This window comes from Kribbella sp. NPDC050820, from assembly GCF_040653975.1.
Lineage (GTDB): Bacteria > Actinomycetota > Actinomycetes > Propionibacteriales > Kribbellaceae > Kribbella.
In genome coordinates this window covers 231,777-246,306 of record NZ_JBFAHB010000002.1, presented here as the reverse complement: position 1 = coordinate 246,306, position 14,530 = coordinate 231,777, and the positions used below count along the sequence as shown (strand labels likewise).

Below are 14,530 nucleotides of genomic sequence, written 5' to 3'. Positions count from 1 at the left end.
TCTCATCGAGCGGTACGACGGGCCTCCCGGCGGGCGGCGTCGATCGCCTCGGCCGGGGTGGAACGGGCGGGCCGCCCGAGGATCGCCCGGACCACCTCGACCGGCAGCTTCGGCTCCCGGCCGGCAGTCAGCAGTCCGTTGGTCTCCTGGTCGGTGTCGGTCAGCTGCGTCCAGCAGAACCCGGCGATCTCCGGGCTGTCGAGCATCGCGTCGACCATGTCCTGGAACGTCTTCGTGAACTCGGCGACCGAATCCACAGCGGCGTACCCGTGCCACTCCTCCCCCTCCGGCGGACGCAGGCTCAGCCCGCCGATCTCGGTGAGCATCAGCGGCTGTCCCCGGCGGACCGGGTCGCCGAGCAACGCCGTACGACGCGCCGGCGGCCGGTCACCGAACACCCGCTCGACCGCCGCCCGATCCGCGTAGCGGGCTCGCAGCGATTCGGCTGTGGGCGCGTAGTCGTGCAAGCCCCAGATGTCGCTCTCGGTGTGCTCCCAACCGTCGTTCGAGATCACCGGCCGGGTGCCGTCGAGCGCATGGGTCAGGTGGTAGAGGGCGGTCGTCGCATGTCGCTGCTGCGCCGACTCGGTCGCGTGCCAAACGCCCCAACTCTCGTTGAACGGCACCCAGGTCACCACGCACGGATGGCTCCGGTCCCGCTCGACCACCTCGAGCCACTCCTTGGTCAGCCGCTCGACCGTACGCGGCGCGTACTCGTACGCGCTCGGCATCTCGTCCCAGACCACCAGCCCGAGCCGGTCGCAGCAGGCGAGGAACCGTGGATCCTCGACCTTCTGGTGGACGCGCACGCCGTCGAACCCCAACTCCTTGATCAACTCCACCTCGCGGCGCAGCGCGGCCGCGCTCGGAGCGGCCAGCCGGGACTCGGGCCAGTAGTTCTGCGCGAGCACCAGCCGCAGGAACATCGGCTGCCCGTTCAGCAGGAACCGCCCGTCCCGCACGCCGACGCTGCGCAGGCCGACGTACGACGTGACGCTGTCGACGACCCGGTCTCCCTCGATGACCTCGACCCGGGCGTCGAGCAGCGTCGGCTGATCCGGACTCCACAGCAGCAGACGCTGGTCGAGCTGGTGCCGGGCCGCCTCTATCGCGACATCCCAGCGCTGGCGTTGTCCCTGCGCGAGCGCGGTCTGGTCGGCGAGAACCCGGTCTTGGTGGGACAGCACAATGCGCACGCGGGCACCAGGTGCCGGTGGGTGCGACAGTTCCACCTCGGCGGTGACCGACCCGCAGACCACGTCGGGCGTCCAGTGCAGGCGGCGTACGTGCAGTGCGGGAACGATCTCCAGCCAGATGGGCTGCCAGATGCCGGTGGTGCGGTGGTACCACACCCCGTGCGGGCGCTCGCGCCAGTCCTGCTTGCCACGCGGCTGGGTGCCGTCGTCGAGTGGATCCTCGGCGCGGACCACGATCACGTGATCGTCGTGGCCGGCCAGTGCTGCAGTGACGTCGAGAGTGAACGGGGTGTGCCCACCCTCGTGACCGCCGACGTGGACGTCGTTGACCCACACGTCCGCTCGGTAGTCCACGGCGCCGGCGTGCAGCAGGACGCGTTCGCCCGGCAACGGTTGTCGGTCGAGGCGCACCGTCCGGCGGTACCGCACCACCGGATGTGGGGACTGGTCGTCGATCCCGGACAGCGTGCTCTCCGGCGGATAAGGGACCTGGATGGTTCGCATGTACGGCGATCCGTCGCCGGTCGCGAAGTCCCACGGCCCACAGAGGTCCTGCCAGTGGTCACGCTTCAGCAGCGGACGCGGGTACTCCTCGCTCACTGCTTCACCGCGCCGGCGATGCTGTCGACGAAGCGGCGCTGGAGGACGGCGAAGACGGCGATCGCCGGAATCAGCGAGATGACCGCGGCCGCGGCGAGGCCCGACCAGTCGGTGCTTTGCTCGCCGACGAAGACGGTCATGCCGACCGCGAGGGTGCGCAGGTCCGGATCGCTCAACGTGAACACCAGCGGGAGCAGGTAGACGTTCCAGGCGAACAGGAAGGTCAGGATGAAGACGGTCGCGGTGATCGGCCAGGCGAGTGGGAGCATCACCCGGAAGAAGATCGTGATCGGTCCGGCGCCGTCCAGCTCGGCGCACTCCTCGAGCTCCTTCGGGAGCTTGCGGAAGTACCCGGCGTACAGCAGCGTGGCCGCGACGTGCCCGCCGGCGCCCAGGCCGAGGATGACGCCGACGTGGGTGTTGAGCAGGTGCAGCTGGTCGGTCAGCTGGGTGATCGGGATGATCGTGTACCCCTCGGGGATGAAGAACGTCAGCAGGAAGACCCCGATCAGCACCTTCTTCCCCGCGAAGTCGTGACGCCCCAGCACGTACCCGGCGAGCGCACTGCGCACGATCACCAGGAACACCGTACCGAGCGTGATGAGGACGGTGTTGATCATGTACGACGCGAACCCGACGTCGGTCCATGCGCGGGCGTAGTTCTCCCACCGCACCTCGCTGGGGACCAGATCGAGTCCTTTGCCGAACACCTCGCTGGACGACTTGAGCGAGGCCGAGACCAGCCACACGAACGGGTAGATCCACACCACGGCCACCACAGCGAGGCCGACACCGGTCAGCCAGCTGCGTCGCTTGCTCGTCACGACGTCCCCATCCGCCGCCGGGCCCACCGCACGCCCACCGCTTGCCCGATGGCCAGTGCGATCGTCAGCACACCGAAGAGCACCGCGGCCGCGGACGCGTAGCCGAGCTCGGGCACGGTCGCCTGGAACGCGGTCCGGAAGATGTAGATCTCGATCACCTCGGAGGAGAAGGACGGGCCGCCCGCGGTCAGCGTCTGCATCAGGTCGAAGACGTTGAGTGCGGCAACGGTGTCGATGAGCGTGATGATGACCAGGAACGGCACCATCAACGGCAGGGTCACGTGCCGGAACTCCCGCCACGCGCCGGCCCCGTCGACCAGCGCCGCCTCGTGGATGTCCTGCGGGATCGTCTGCAGCGCCGCCAGCCAGTAGATCAGCGTGATGCCCAGCCACTTCCACACCCAGACGGCGATGCCGGCGTACAGGGAGGTGCCGGCGTTGGCGGCGAAGTTGGCCGGGTTGTCGAGCAGGCCGGACTTCACCATGGCGAGGCTGATCGGCCCGCTCGCGTCGAGCAGCAGCGTGAACACGATCCCGACGATCGCGCCGGTCGTCACCACCGGCAGGAAGAACAGCGTGCGGAAGAAGCCGCGGAACGGCGTCCGCCGGGAGTTGAGCACCAGCGCGAGCGCCAGCGCCAGCCCCACGCGCAGCGGAACCGCGACGACGAGGAAGACCAGCGAGTTGCCGAAGGCGTTCCAGAACAGGTCGTCCTCGAACAGCCGCCGGAAGTTCTCCAGCCCGATGAAGGTGCCGGTCTCGGCGAACCCGGGCCAGTCGAGCAGGGCGTACCACCACGAGGCGACCAGCGGGTACACGGTGTAGGCGCCGTAGCCGAGCACGGTCGGCAACAGGAACAGATACATCCACCAGGTACGGCGCCGCCGCGCGGCCCGCCCGCCGCGCGCCGGGACATCGCGCGGCGGGGCGGTCTTCCGATCGAGCAGGGTCGTCATCGGCCGTCGTACGACTTCTGTGTGTAGTCCTGCTTCGGGTCCCAGTTGGCGAACACCCAGGCGTTCACGTCCACCTCGGCGCCGCCCTTGCTCGCCGCCTTCAGGGCCCGCTCCCGCTCGGCGGTCACCTTGCCGGCGTAGTTGCTCAAGGCACTCTTGTAGTCGACGTCGGACCCGCTGAGCACGGACTGCGCGATCTCGCCGACGTTCGGGTGGATGTCGCGCATGGTCGCCAGCACCTTCGCCACGCCCGGGGTGCCGACCTCGGGGACCGGCGCGATCCGGACGTCCTGCTCCATGAACGCGACGTTCTGCTGGTACGTCGGATGCGCCTTCGACCCCTTGACCCGGTCCAGCAGCACCGGCGGCACGTCCATCGTCGAAGCGAGCTTGGACTGCACCTCCTCGGTGGCCAGCCGGAGCATCAGGTCCGCCGCGGTCTTGGGGTTCTTCGACGCGCTGGAGACCCAGAACGGTCCCGAGGCCGGCGAGCTGTAGACGAGGTTGCGCGTCGTCTCCGGCGTCGGCACATGCCAAACGCCGACACCTCGCTGGACCGCCTCGGGCTCCTCGACGTTCAGCCCGCCGATGAACCACGGGCCCCACATGTAGACGACTGCCTGGCCCGCCGCCCACCTGGCCCGCGCGTCCCGCGGTCCCATCGAGGGCGAGGCGGGGTGAACCACCTTGTCCGTCTTCAGGGACACCAGGTACTCGAAGGCATCCAGGTACGGCTGGGACCCGTAGGCGTACTCACCGGTCTTCCAGTCGACGCCACCCGATCCCCCGGCGGTCATCGCCAACCGGTTCACCAGGGCGTCCAGGTACGGCGCTTCCTTGCCCGGCACAACGAGTCCGAAGACGTCGTCAGGCGTCTTCTCGGTCAAGGTGCGCGCGGTCGCCCGGAACTCGTCCCAGGTGGCGGGTGACGTCGCGGGGTCGACGCCGGCCGACTTCAGCAGCGCGGTGTTCGTCCACGGGATCGCGTCGTGCCAGCGGCCGGTGAAGACCGGGAACGTGTAGACCTTCCCGTCGAAGCGGTGGATGCCGTCGTACAGGTAGGGGCCGACCGGGCTGTTCTCGACGTCGACGAGGTCGCCGATCGGACTGAACCAGCCCTCGCTCACCAGCGCGGCCGGGGCGGCTTCCAGTCCGGCGATCGAGTGCACGTCCGGAAGTTGCTTGCTGCGTCGCCCGATCTGCAGGGCCTGGGCGAGATCGGGGGCGGGCATCTCCCGCCGGGTCACCTTCACGGCGGTGTGCTGCTTCATGTAGCCGGCGAAGACGTCCTCGGTGAACAGCTTCGTCAGCGGCCGGTACTGGTCCCACCAGGTGACCGCGCCGGAGACCGGTCCGGAGGCTGCGGCAGTCGCGGCCTGCGAGGCCTCACTCGACTGCCCACCGCCGGTGCAGGCGGGAAGGAGCGCGGAGGCTCCGAGTGCGCCCGACAGGCCGAGCAACCGGCGGCGGGAGATTCTCTGGTCTGTCATGCCGACTCCCTTGGGCTCTTGGTAGCGCTAACATAGGCAGCACCCCAGAGCCCGTCAAGAGGGTGGGAACGGCGAAGTCAGGCCGGCGGCGCCGTGCTGGAGCGGATCACCAGCTCGGGTGCGAGCAACCGGGTCGACCAGTCGAGCTTCTCGCCACGCATGGCCGTGAGCAGCACGTTCACGCAGTGCTTGCCGACGCCGGCCAGGTCCTGGCGCACCGTGGTCAGCGGTGGATTCAGGAAGCCGGCCACCTCGGCGTCGTCGTACCCGACCACGCTGAGGTCGTCCGGCACGCGCCGGCCGAGCTCCGCGGCTGCGCGCAGCACACCCGCCGCCATCTGGTCGTTGGCGGCGAAGATCGCGGTCACCCCGGGATCGCGGAGCAGCTCGAGCCCGGCCGCGTACCCGGACGCGGCGGTCCAGTCGCCCGTCACCGGCTCCGGGATGCCACACCCGCGGCGCCGCAACGCCCGTTGCCACGCCTCCTTCCGGCGGACGGCCGGGTAGGAGTCCGCCAGCCCGGTCACGTGGTGCACGGTTTGGTGCCCCAGGTTCAGCAGATGCTCGACCGCCGCGGTCGCACCGGCGCCATGGTCCGCGCCTACCGCCGGATACCCCACGTCGGAGGCGCCTTCGGCGACGACGACGGGCACGTTGTCCGGCAGTCGCAGGCTCGGCGCGTCCAGGATCCGCGCCTCCACCACGACCAGGCCGTCGATGGCCAGGCTGGTGAGCCGTCGTACGGCGGCCTGGAGCCGGGCGTCGATGGCGGCGTCCAGAGTCGCCAGGTTGACGCCGTACCCGGCTTGCTGGGCCTCGCGGATCACCGCGTCGACGATGTACAGGTTGCCGGTCGCGGTGAGGTCGAAGGAGACCACGCCGATGGTGCCGAACCGCCCGGTGGCCAAGGCCTGCGCTGCCGTGTTCGCCCGGTAGCCCAGGGCTCGCATCGCCTGCTCGACGCGTTCGCGGGTCTCGGGGGTGACCGACGCGTGGCCGTTGACCACACGGGACACCGTCACCGCGGACACGCCGGCCTGCGCGGCGACATCGGCCATCGAGGGCTGCTGGACCAGGCGACGGCGCTCGCCGGCTCGACGCGGCATCGGCAACCCCCTCCTGTCGTCTCGGCCGCACCTGCCGGCGCGGCCACCGCCTGATCGTAGGCCCCGGATTGCCCGAAACCTTGACCGACATCCATGTTAGCGCTAACTTGACCGAGCCCGCCGAGGCGACGCAGCTCCGCCCCGGGCACTCCCGTCAGCCGATCAAAGGAATGGCGATGCTTCGTCTGATGACGCTCACGGCGCTCGGCGCCACGCTCGCACTCACCGCCGTGTCCCCGGCCGTCGCGTCGGCCCCCACCGCGGCCCCCCAGACGACCCCCGAGACGAGCCCCGGTCCGCGCGCCGCCGACGGCGCCCTCGGGGCGAACTACAACCAGAACCTCGACAGCGTGGACTACCGCGAGCTCCGGGCCGCGGACGCCGGCTGGATCCGCGGCTTCTTCGCGATGCCGTGGGCCGACGAGCCGGATCCGGCGAACCACTTCGCGATCCGGGCCGTCCACGACGCCGGCCAACGCGGCTACGGCACGGTACTGAGCCTGAAGTTCCCGTTCGCGGACCGCGCGTTCCCCGCCGCCGGCAGCCCGGAGCTGGCCACCGAGCTGGCCCGGCTGGACAAGATCCTGCCGCTGGTCGTCGGCCGCGTCGATATTCTTGCTATCGGCAACGAGCCGTTCATCGAGAGCCGGCCGGACGAGCGCGACGACCGACTGAACGCCTTCTACGAGGCGGTCGCCGACTACGTGATCGACTACCGTCGTACGCACTGCGGCGAGCGGTGCCGGACCAGGCTCTACATGGGCGCTCTCAACCGGCTCGACCTGCCGGACCGGCAGACGCCGGCCGCGGAGCGCTGGATGACGTTCGTGCGGGAGACGCCCGAGCTGGAAGGGGTGGACATCCACCCGCACGTGCCCAGCGTGGCGGCCATCGAGCCGTTCCTCGACTACATCCTGCCCCGGATGCGACCGGACCAGAAGTTCCTCGTCACCGAGTTCTCCCTGGTCTGGCTGTGGAAGGCGCATCTGACCGACACGATCCCGGCGGGCTTCGCGCAGCGCTACGGGTACGCGCCCGAGACCCAGGTCTGGGAGGTCATCCGGGCGGCGACCCAGCAGCCGTTCTCGCAGGAGCAGTGGAACGACTTCCTGTCGGCCAGCCCGTGGTACGAGAGCCACAAGGACTTCGTGCAGGAGCAGGTGCAGCGGTTCCGCGACACCGGCCGGCTCGCGTTCGCGTCGTACGGCTTCCGGCAGGACACGCTCATGGTGCGGGACTTCACCGCGGCGTCCACCCCATGGCTGCTGAACAGCGTGTTCGCGCCGTACACCGTGCAGCCCGGCCGCAACGGTCTCACCGGGCAGGGCTACTCCCTGCTCGACGACTTCCGGGCGGCCGCCAAGTGACGAACATCCTGTTTCTGATGACCGATCAGCACCGGGTCGACACGCTTGGGGCCTACGGCAACCAGCGGGCGATGACGCCGGTGCTCGACGAGCTGGCCCGGACCGGCACCCGCTTCGACCGGTGGTACACGCCGACCGCGATCTGCACACCGGCGCGGGCCAGCCTGCTCACTGGGCAGGCCCCGTTTCGGCACAAGCTGCTCGCCAACCACGAGCGCAACGTCGGCTACATCGAGGACCTCGCCGACGGCCAGTTCGCCTTCTCGCACGCGCTGCGCGAGAAGGGCTACAACTGCGGCCTGATCGGCAAGTGGCACGTCGGCACCAACAAGACTGCAGGCGACTTCGGCTTCGACGGACCCGACCTGCCCGGCTGGCACAACCCGGTCGACCACCCCGACTACCTGGACTACCTCGCCGAGCACGACCTGCCGCCGTACCGGATCTCGGACCGGGTCCGCGGGACGCTGCCGAACGGCGGGCCCGGCAACCTGCTCGCCGCGCGCCTGCACCAGCCGGTCGAGGCGACGTTCGAGTACTACCTCGCCACCCGGACGATCGAAACCCTGGAGCGGTACGCCGCCGACGTCGAGAACCAGGGGCAGCCGTTCTTCCTGGCCCTGCACTTCTTCGGCCCGCACCTGCCCTACATCCTGCCCGACGAGTACTTCGACCTGTTCGACCCGACCGACGTCGAGCTGCCGCGGTCGGTGGCCGAGACCTTCGAGGGCAAGCCGCCCGTGCAGCGCAACTACAGCGCGCACTGGACCTTCGACACGATGCCGATCGAGACCACCCGCAAGCTGATCGCGGTCTACCAGGGGTACGTCGCGCTGATCGACCAGCAGCTGGGCCGGGTGATGGACGCGCTGGAGCGGCTCGGCCTGGTCGACGACACCGCGGTGTTCTTCACCTGCGACCACGGCGAGTTCACCGGCTCGCACCGGCTGCATGACAAGGGCCCGGCGATGTACGAGGACATCTACCGGACACCCGGTCTGCTCCGCGTGCCGGGTCAGCAGCCGGGCGTGGTCCGCGACGAGTTCGTCAGCCTGCTGGACTGTACGGCGACCATCCTCGACCTGGCCGGCCTCGACCCGAAGCTCGCCGTCGACTCGCGCAGCCTGCTGCCGCTGGCCGGCGACGCGGAGGTCGAGTGGGACCAGGACATTGTCTGCGAGTTCCACGGGCACCACTTCCCGTACCCGCAGCGGATGCTGCGGACCGACCGCTACAAGCTCGTCGTCAACCCGGACTCGGTCAACGAGCTGTACGACCTCGAGGTCGACCCGGACGAGCTGCTGAACGTCTACGAGCACCCGGAGCAGCAGGAGATCCGCACTCAGATGATGCATCGCCTGTACGCCGTCCTGCGTGACCGGGGAGACAACTTCTACCACTGGATGACGTCGATGTACGACGTCGGCGAGGTGGCCTACGACCCGACGCTGAGCGGGCTCGACGAAGCGACGTACACGAACCGGGGTGACCAGTGAACGCAGACGCCACCATCGACATCCGCCGCGGCAGCCGTAGCCGCATCGATCCCTTCATCTACGGGCATTTCCTCGAGTCGGCGTTCTTCGGCAACATCGAGGGCGGCGTCTTCGACGAGGGCTCGCCGCTGTCGTACGACGACCCCGACGTACGCAACGGGCTGCGCCGTGACGTGGTGGAGCTGTGCCGTGAGCTCGGACTGCCGGTCGTCCGCTGGCCGGGCGGGAACTTCACGTCGGCCTACCACTGGCAGGACGGCATCGGTCCGCGGGACTCCCGGCCGCGCCGGCTGGAGCTGGCGTGGGGTGAGGAGGAGTCGAACCACTTCGGGACCGACGAGTTCCTCGCCTGGTGCGCTGAGGTGGGCACCGAGCCGTACCTCGCACACAGCTGCCGGGATGTCGACGAGGCAGTCCGCTGGGTCGAGTACACCACCTATGCCGGCGACACGTCGTTCACCCGGCAACGCGCCGCGAACGGCCATCCCTCGCCGTACGGCGTGAAGTACTGGGGCCTGGGCAACGAGGTCTACGGGCGCTGGCAGATGGGTCACCGGACCGCGAGCCGGTACGCCGCGGATGCTCGGGAGCACGCTCGATTCATGCGTGCGGTCGACCCGTCGCTGAAGTTCATCGCGGTCGGGCTGACCGACGACCGGCAGGGCTGGACGAGCGCTGTGCTCGAGGCGGTCGGCGACCAGGTGGACTACCTCTCGTTCCACCTCTACGGCGCCACCACGCAACTGATCGACGGCGCGGACGAGTACGACGCGATCGTTGCCCAGTCGCAGTACTTCGAGCAGGAGATCCAGAACTACTCGGCACTCGTCACCGACCTGGCCGCCCGCAACGGGACGCAACGACCGCTCGGCCTGGCGCTGGACGAGTGGAACATCCGGCACGTCGAGCCCTCGGCCTGGCCCGCGCCACAGCCGTCGGACGACGGCGGGACCGCCGACCGCGACCTGCATGGCCTGGCGACGGACGGCCCGCACCGCGTCAACCGCTGGAGCCCGCGGACGCTGGCGGATGCGCTGTTCTACGCCGGCGTGTTCCACGCGTTGCACCGGGCCAGCGGGCTGGAAGTGCCGGTGACGATGGCCAACACGGTCAACCTGCTCAACGCGAACGGCGTCGTCGTGGCTCGACCAGGTGGGGCTGTCCGCGCGGCGACGTACCACGTGTGGGACCTGTACCAGAACCACCTCGGTCCGGTTGCGCTCGCTGCCGACGTACGGTCGCCCAGCCGGCTGGCCGCCGTACGGCAGGGTGATGAGCGGGACCACACCGGCGGCTTCCAGACCCGTACGGCGACCATCCCCGACCTCGACGTGACCGCTACGGAGACCGCCGACGGCAGGTCGGTCCGGCTGGCGGTGATCAACCGGCATCGGAGCTCAACGGTGCGGGCCACAATCGCGTTGGACGGCCGGGCCAACGCGCTTCCGCCGGAGGTGTCGATCAAGGACCTCGGCGTGGACGTCGACGACGTACTGGCCTCGAACAGCCTGAGCGCCCCCGATCGGGTCGCACTCCGCGACCGCGGAACGGTCAAGGTCCCGGTCGACGGTTACGACTTCCCGCCGCACAGCATCACGCTGCTGTCGTACGTGCTCTAGAGGTCATCGGCGGCGGGGTGCCGCGGTGCTGCTCCGGATGACGAGCGATGTCTCGACGACGGTCTCCCGCGGCCGTACGCCGCCCTGCTCGACTCGCCGTACGGCGGCCTCGACTGCGGACACGCCCATCAGGCCAGGGTCCTGGCGCACGCTGGTCAGGTCCACCGAGGTGAGGCGGGCGATGGGGGCGTCGTCGAAGCCGGCCACGGACACGTCGTCGGGGACGCGGACGCCGTTGCGGACGAGGGTGTGGAGAAGGCCGACGGCGGTGTCGTCGTTCGGAGCGACCACGGCCGTCGGAAGCTTGCGTCGCCGCAGGAGTTGGTGTGCGGCGGTCGAGCCGGCTTCCTCGAAGTAGTTGCCTGCTGTGTAGTCGCCCGGCATGGACAGGATGTCGGTGGGCAGGCCGTGGCGTTTCATCGCGCGCTCGTACCCGCGGCGGCGCAGCGCGCCCGCCGGCATGGCGGATGGGTCCACGTAGGTGACAACGCGGTGGCCCAGCTCGGCCAGGTGGTCGACCAGTTCCTCGATTCCCTTGTCTCCCGAGGATCGGACGATGTCGTAGTACTGGTTGCGCTTGCCCTGGCCGACGTCGACCACGGGCACGAGGCTCCGCTCGGCGAGTGACCGGAGGCCGGAGTGGTCGAGGTCCGAGCCGATCACGATCAGCGCGGCGCAGCGGTGGCCGAGCAGCTCGTCGACGGCTTGGTCCGTGCTGTGCGTCGAGGTCTGCGCGCTGAGGATCACGTCGTACCCGCGCGCGGCGGCCGCCGGGTAGATCGCCTCGACGATCTCCGGCTCGGTCGAGTGAGCGGGCGCGAAGACAACGCCGAGGTCCTTGCTGCGGGCGCGCCGGAGCGACCGCGCGCCCACGTGCGGACTGAACCCGAGCTCCTTCGCCGCATCGCGAACCCGTCGCCGCGTCTCGTCACTCGCACCTGGCGCATCGCGCAGCACCAGCGAGACGAGCTGCCGGGAGACGCCGACGTGGGCCGCGATGTCGGCCATGGTAGGCGGGCGGCGCGCCTCCATCGGATCTCCTTCGCTCATCGGGGAAGGCTAACCTGCGATCACCAGGCGCTGACGTATTTCGCGATGGTCTCGCGCATGAACGTCGCCGAGTCGCGGGCGCGGTCCTCCCAGGCGAACACGCACGAGGTCATGATCGTGTCGTCGCGGTCGCCGAAGCCGAGCTGGCCGAGGGTGGTGAAGAAGGTGTCCCAGTCGACCTCGCCTTGCCCGATGTCGAGGTGCTGGTGGACGCGGGCGGTCGAGCCGGGTGGGTTGACGATGTAGCGCAGTCCGGACGACGCGGTGTGGTCGAACGAGTCGGCCAGATGCAGGTGCGTCAGGAGTGGGCCGGCGTAGGTCAGGATCTCGACCATGTTGCCGCCCATGTGGAAGGTGTGCGGGGCGCAGTACAGGAAGCTGACCAGCGGGGAGTTGATGCCGCGGATCATGTCGATGGCGACCAGGCCGTTCTCGACGAAGTCGTCCGGGTGCGGCTCCAGCCTGAGCTCGACTCCCTCGCGTTCGAAGACCGGGAGGAGTTCCTCGAGCGACTTCCAGAACATGCCTTCGCTGCGACTCGCCTGTTCGGGGCGGCCGTTGAACTCCGAGTTCATCACCCGGCAGTCCAACTCGACGGTCAGCTGGATCGCCCGCTTCCAGTACCGGACGGCGGCCTGGCGCTCGTCCTCGTCCGGGCCGGACCACCTGTAGAGCGGCAAGTGGCAGGCGACCTGGACGCCGGCCGCGTCGAGGGCCTTCTTGAACGCGCTGACGGTTGCGTCGTTGGCGCGCGGGCGCAGGAAGAACGGGGTGAAGTCGTCCCGCGGGGACAGCTCGATGTACTCGTAGCCCAGGTCGGCGACGAGACCGGGCAGCTCGAGCAACGGCGTCGTACGGAACATGTACGGGTCGAGGGCAATCTTCATCGCACGGACCTTTCGTAGAGCGCCGGCTTGGCGCCGAGGACGACGGGCACCCGGTCGAGGGTGTCCAGGGACTTCACGCCTGCGTCGCAGACCACCGTGGCCGCGTAACCGTCCCAGGACGACGGCCCGGCCGGCTCCGCGCCGGAGGCGATCGCGTCGATCCACTCCTGCAGTTCGGTGTCGAAGGCGGGAGTGAACCGCTCCCGCCAGTCGGCCGGCACCCGGGCCGGACCCGCGAGCGTGGCGGTCCCCTTCTCCCCCACGGCCTCGCCGCGGATGTCGTAGCCGTAGCGGATGTTGACGCTCGTCTCGACGTTCACCAGGGCGCCGCTCTCGGTCTCCACGATCATCAGCAGCGGATCCTGGAGACCGTTGCCGAGACTGTTCGGCTTCGCCGGTACGACGCGGATCGCGACAAGCTCCTCGCCGAGCAGCCAGCGAGCGATGTCGAAGTCGTGCACGGCGGTGTCGACGATCGCCATCTCACGGGTGTAGGTGCTCGGCACGGCCGGGTTGCGGTGTGCCGAGTAGTAGATGAGCGGTGCACCGAGTGCGCCCGACTCGATCTCGGCCTTGAGCCGCCGGTACGCCGCGTCGTAGCGGCGCATGAATCCGACCTGGACGAGCCGACGATCGGCCGCGACCTCGGCGGCGATGATGCGCCGGCACGCGTCGGCGGTGGTGGCGAGCGGCTTCTCGCAGAACACCGGCTTGCCGGCCGCGATCGCCGCGAGCACGAACTCCTCGTGCGTCGGTCCCCACGAGGTGACGAGTACGGCGTCGACGCGGCCGGACCCGATCAGCGCCTGGCCGGTGTCGAACACCTCGGCGTCCGGCAGATCCTCGGCCACCTGCTTCGCCACTGCGAGATCCGCGTCGGTGACGGCGCTGATCCGGGCTCCCGAGAGTGAGCCGGTGATCCGACGGATGTGCGACGTACCGATCATGCCGGTGCCGATGACTCCGATGGCGACTGTCATGACTGCTCCGGCGCGTAGGGCCAGCGGCGGATTGGACCGAGGCCGCAGCCGGCGTAGTACCCGGCGGTGCGTGCCCCGATCGGGAGTGGGATGTGCGGCTCGACCGGGTAGAGGTCCTGCTCGATGACGCAGAAGATCTCGCGGTCCAGGCCGCCGAGTGCCTCCAGCAGCGGTGGCATGTCGGGTTCGCCGTACGGCGGCTCGCACATCACGCCGAGCTTGACTGCCTCGGACAGCGGCAGGTTCTCGGCCAGGGCGCGGGCCCGGACCGCCGGGTCAACCGACTTGAGGTGGACGTAGGTGATCCGCTCCGGGAAGCGCTCGACGATCTCGAGGTTGTCGCCCTCGCAGTACGCGATGTGGCCGGTGTCCAGGCAGAGGTTCACCAACTCGGGGTCGGTGTCGGCCAAGAAGCGTTCGATGCGCTGCTGGGTGTCGACGTGCGTGTCGACGTGCGGGTGGAAGACGAGCTTCACGCCGTACGACTCGTAGAGGTAGCGGGCCAACTCGTCGGTGCCGGTGACCAGGTTCTTCCATTGGTCCGGGTCGATCTCGGCATCCTGGGTTGCCGCGCCGGTGTGCATGTCGGTGTACTGCTCCGGGACATGCACGAGGTACTCGGCGCCGAGGGCCGCGAGCAACTTGGCCTCCCGGCCGAAGTCGGCCTTCGCCTTCTGCAACGCGTCGGCGCCCTGGTGCAGCGCGGCGAAGACCGTGCCGCCGCAGACCGACAGGCCGCGCCTGGCCAGCTCGTCCTTCAACTGTTCGGGGTCCTGCGGCAGGAAGCCCTGCGGACCGAGCTCGGTGTGGACGTAGCCGACCGCGGCGATCTCGTCGAGGTAGACGTCCCAGGTCACCTGGTGTGGATCGTCGGCGAACCACACACCCCAGGAGTCGGGCGCCGTACCGAGCCGGAGCTTGGAAAGTTTGGTCACACCTCATCAGAACTAGCACGTGCT

General features: G+C 69.4%; 12 protein-coding genes. 3 read left to right on the top strand and 9 right to left on the bottom strand.

What is annotated here, in order from left to right:
• Nucleotides 1-2: 2 nt before the first annotated feature.
• The 5 genes from AB0H36_RS03465 to AB0H36_RS03445 all read right to left on the bottom strand — a co-directional run bounded on the left by AB0H36_RS03465 (nt 3) and on the right by AB0H36_RS03445 (nt 6,172).
• On the bottom strand, nt 3-1,796 hold the full coding sequence (locus AB0H36_RS03465) for a glycoside hydrolase family 2 TIM barrel-domain containing protein (RefSeq protein WP_360515767.1): 1,794 nt from the start codon (nt 1,794-1,796) through the stop codon (nt 3-5).
• Nucleotides 1,793-2,620, bottom strand: a complete 828-nt coding sequence (locus AB0H36_RS03460; RefSeq protein ID WP_360515764.1) for a carbohydrate ABC transporter permease — start codon at nt 2,618-2,620, stop codon at nt 1,793-1,795. The genes AB0H36_RS03465 and AB0H36_RS03460 overlap by 4 nt, the downstream gene beginning before the upstream one ends.
• Nucleotides 2,617-3,576 (bottom strand): sugar ABC transporter permease, encoded by a 960-nt coding sequence (locus AB0H36_RS03455; RefSeq protein ID WP_360515761.1) that lies wholly within the window; start codon nt 3,574-3,576, stop codon nt 2,617-2,619. Before AB0H36_RS03455 ends, AB0H36_RS03460 begins: the two co-directional genes overlap by 4 nt.
• The gene (locus AB0H36_RS03450; RefSeq protein WP_360515758.1) at nt 3,573-5,066 is read right to left on the bottom strand and encodes an extracellular solute-binding protein; all 1,494 of its coding nucleotides are present in this window, start codon (nt 5,064-5,066) and stop codon (nt 3,573-3,575) included. The genes AB0H36_RS03455 and AB0H36_RS03450 overlap by 4 nt, the downstream gene beginning before the upstream one ends.
• 77 nt (nt 5,067-5,143) lie before the next feature.
• The gene (locus AB0H36_RS03445) at nt 5,144-6,172 is read right to left on the bottom strand and encodes a LacI family DNA-binding transcriptional regulator (RefSeq protein WP_360515755.1); all 1,029 of its coding nucleotides are present in this window, start codon (nt 6,170-6,172) and stop codon (nt 5,144-5,146) included.
• Nucleotides 6,173-6,348: 176 nt separating this feature from the next.
• Between AB0H36_RS03445 and AB0H36_RS03440 the strand changes: the two genes are divergently transcribed.
• From AB0H36_RS03440 to AB0H36_RS03430, 3 genes are read left to right on the top strand one after another with little or no spacing between them, the layout of a single operon-like run.
• The gene (locus AB0H36_RS03440; RefSeq protein ID WP_360515752.1) at nt 6,349-7,539 is read left to right on the top strand and encodes a hypothetical protein; all 1,191 of its coding nucleotides are present in this window, start codon (nt 6,349-6,351) and stop codon (nt 7,537-7,539) included.
• Nucleotides 7,536-9,035 carry a sulfatase-like hydrolase/transferase gene (locus tag AB0H36_RS03435; protein WP_360515749.1) on the top strand — a complete coding sequence of 500 codons (1,500 nt, stop codon included), beginning with the start codon at nt 7,536-7,538 and terminating at the stop codon, nt 9,033-9,035. Before AB0H36_RS03440 ends, AB0H36_RS03435 begins: the two co-directional genes overlap by 4 nt.
• Nucleotides 9,032-10,654: an alpha-L-arabinofuranosidase C-terminal domain-containing protein gene (locus tag AB0H36_RS03430; RefSeq protein WP_360515746.1), complete on the top strand. Its 1,623-nt coding sequence runs from the start codon at nt 9,032-9,034 to the stop codon at nt 10,652-10,654. The genes AB0H36_RS03435 and AB0H36_RS03430 overlap by 4 nt, the downstream gene beginning before the upstream one ends.
• Nucleotides 10,655-10,657: 3 nt before the next feature.
• Here the strand turns inward: AB0H36_RS03430 and AB0H36_RS03425 are convergent, their stop codons facing one another.
• Genes AB0H36_RS03425 through AB0H36_RS03410 form a run of 4 tightly spaced genes read right to left on the bottom strand, consistent with a single transcriptional unit; the run spans nt 10,658 to nt 14,506 of the window.
• Nucleotides 10,658-11,704 carry a LacI family DNA-binding transcriptional regulator gene (locus tag AB0H36_RS03425; protein WP_360515743.1) on the bottom strand — a complete coding sequence of 349 codons (1,047 nt, stop codon included), beginning with the start codon at nt 11,702-11,704 and terminating at the stop codon, nt 10,658-10,660.
• A 20-nt stretch (nt 11,705-11,724) separates the two neighbouring features.
• A complete protein-coding gene (locus tag AB0H36_RS03420; protein WP_360515740.1) occupies nt 11,725-12,591 on the bottom strand; it encodes a sugar phosphate isomerase/epimerase in 867 nt (288 codons plus the stop codon).
• Nucleotides 12,588-13,571 carry a Gfo/Idh/MocA family oxidoreductase gene (locus AB0H36_RS03415; RefSeq protein ID WP_360515737.1) on the bottom strand — a complete coding sequence of 328 codons (984 nt, stop codon included), beginning with the start codon at nt 13,569-13,571 and terminating at the stop codon, nt 12,588-12,590. The genes AB0H36_RS03420 and AB0H36_RS03415 overlap by 4 nt, the downstream gene beginning before the upstream one ends.
• Nucleotides 13,568-14,506, bottom strand: coding sequence for a TIM barrel protein (locus AB0H36_RS03410; RefSeq protein WP_360515734.1), 939 nt, complete (start codon nt 14,504-14,506; stop codon nt 13,568-13,570). The genes AB0H36_RS03415 and AB0H36_RS03410 overlap by 4 nt, the downstream gene beginning before the upstream one ends.
• Nucleotides 14,507-14,530 lie beyond the last annotated feature (24 nt).

Bases quoted from the DNA above. Each gene is read 5' to 3' on its own strand.
- AB0H36_RS03455 (WP_360515761.1), bottom strand. From the start codon at position 3,576: ATGACGACCCTGCTCGATCGGAAGACCGCCCCGCCGCGCGATGTCCCG.
- AB0H36_RS03415 (WP_360515737.1), bottom strand. From the start codon at position 13,571: ATGACAGTCGCCATCGGAGTCATCGGCACCGGCATGATCGGTACGTCG.
- AB0H36_RS03440 (WP_360515752.1), top strand. From the start codon at position 6,349: ATGCTTCGTCTGATGACGCTCACGGCGCTCGGCGCCACGCTCGCACTC.
- AB0H36_RS03445 (WP_360515755.1), bottom strand. From the start codon at position 6,172: ATGCCGCGTCGAGCCGGCGAGCGCCGTCGCCTGGTCCAGCAGCCCTCG.
- AB0H36_RS03425 (WP_360515743.1), bottom strand. From the start codon at position 11,704: ATGAGCGAAGGAGATCCGATGGAGGCGCGCCGCCCGCCTACCATGGCC.
- AB0H36_RS03450 (WP_360515758.1), bottom strand. From the start codon at position 5,066: ATGACAGACCAGAGAATCTCCCGCCGCCGGTTGCTCGGCCTGTCGGGC.
- AB0H36_RS03420 (WP_360515740.1), bottom strand. From the start codon at position 12,591: ATGAAGATTGCCCTCGACCCGTACATGTTCCGTACGACGCCGTTGCTC.